Here is a 1,480-nt window from a genome sequence, read left to right on the forward strand (position 1 = left end):
TGTCTCAATCGCGAAAAGCCCAAGAACGAACCGTTCGTGAAAAACGGCAGGTTTGCCTTGAACACCCTGGCTTCCCACCAGGAGCCGCTGTCAGTCGGCTTTTCCGGAATCACCGGCTTGCCGGTCGAGGAGCGCTTCGCGCTCGGCGAATGGGACGTGATCTCCACCGGCGCGCCGACGCTGAAGGGTGCGCTCGCCGTGTTCGACTGCGAATTGATCGATACCAAGGACCTGGCCACCCATCGTGTGCTTTTTGGCAAGGTGACAGGCCTGCGGATGGGCGATAATTTGCGGCCGCTGATCTATCACGCCCGCGGCTACCACGTACTGGAAAGCGGAGCGGCGGCGTTCACGGAGAAAGAATGACCGAGCTGAAACCGCGCGCCGCGCCACGGACGATCGACGAGACGCTCGATCTCCTGACCGGTGCGGACTATGTGGCGGACCGGTCGCTGGCGACCGTACTGTTCCTGTCGTTGCGTATGAAGCGGCCGCTTTTCCTTGAGGGCGAGGCCGGCGTCGGCAAGACCGAGATCGCCAAGGTGTTGGCACAGGCGCTCGGCCGCCGGCTGATCCGCCTGCAATGCTATGAAGGCCTTGACGTCTCGTCCGCCGTCTACGAGTGGAACTACGCCGCGCAGATGATCGAGATCCGCATGGAGGAGGCGGCCGGCAAGGTCGAGCGCTCCGCCATGGAGCGCAACGTCTTCTCCGAAAAATACCTGATCCGCCGCCCGGTGCTCGATGCGCTGACCGGCAAGGCGGGGGCTGCCCCGGTTTTCCTGATCGATGAGCTCGACCGCACCGACGAGGCGTTCGAGGCCTTCCTGCTCGAAATCCTGTCCGACTTCCAGGTGACGGTGCCCGAGCTCGGCACCATCAAGGCGGAAGAGCCGCCGATCGTCATCATCACCACCAACCGCACCCGTGAGATCCACGACGCGCTGAAGCGGCGCTGCCTCTATCACTGGGTCGACTATCCCAATGCCGAGCGCGAGTTGGAGATCGTGCGCCGCAAGGTGCCGCAGGCCAACCAGCGCCTTTCGGCCGAAGTGGTCTCCTTCATCCAGAAGCTGCGCCAGATCGAGCTGTTCAAGGTGCCGGGCGTCGCCGAAACCATCGACTGGGCCGGCGCGCTGACCGAGCTCGACAAGGTGGCGCTCGATCCGGAAACCGTCTCCGATACGATCGGCGTGCTGTTGAAATACCAGGACGACATTGCCCGCATCGAACAGGGCGAAGGCCGGCGCATCCTCAACGAGGTGAAGGCCGAGCTTTCGGCGGCGGAGTAGGCGATGCCGCGCCCCGAGCCAAAAGAGGCCATGCCGCACGGGCGGATCGCCGACAACATCGTCTATTTTGCCCGCACCTTGCGCAAGGCGGGCATGCGGGTCGGGCCGGCCTCGGTCAAGGACGCCATCGAGGCGGTGCTCGCCGCGGGCATCGGTTCGCGCGACGATTTCTACTGGACGCTGCACGC

At 64.3% G+C, this 1,480-nt stretch carries 2 protein-coding genes and 1 pseudogene; all 3 read left to right on the top strand.

Annotated elements, in window-relative coordinates:
- A partial coding sequence (locus EN879_RS35585; protein WP_164774826.1) for a flavin reductase family protein occupies positions 1-366 on the top strand: 366 nt, incomplete at its 5' end.
- The gene (locus EN879_RS35590; RefSeq protein ID WP_013532114.1) at positions 363-1,292 is read left to right on the top strand and encodes a MoxR family ATPase; all 930 of its coding nucleotides are present in this window, start codon (positions 363-365) and stop codon (positions 1,290-1,292) included. The genes EN879_RS35585 and EN879_RS35590, both read left to right, overlap by 4 nt.
- Positions 1,293-1,295: 3 nt before the next feature.
- Positions 1,296-1,480: pseudogene (locus tag EN879_RS35595) on the top strand (VWA domain-containing protein); the annotation flags it as partial.

The sequence above is a fragment of the Mesorhizobium sp. M7A.F.Ca.AU.002.02.1.1 genome, from assembly GCF_003998535.1.
GTDB classification, from domain to species: Bacteria; Pseudomonadota; Alphaproteobacteria; order Rhizobiales; family Rhizobiaceae; genus Mesorhizobium; species Mesorhizobium ciceri.

Excerpts from the sequence above, each read along its gene's own strand:
- EN879_RS35590 (WP_013532114.1), top strand. The coding sequence starts at position 363 with ATGACCGAGCTGAAACCGCGCGCCGCGCCACGGACGATCGACGAGACG.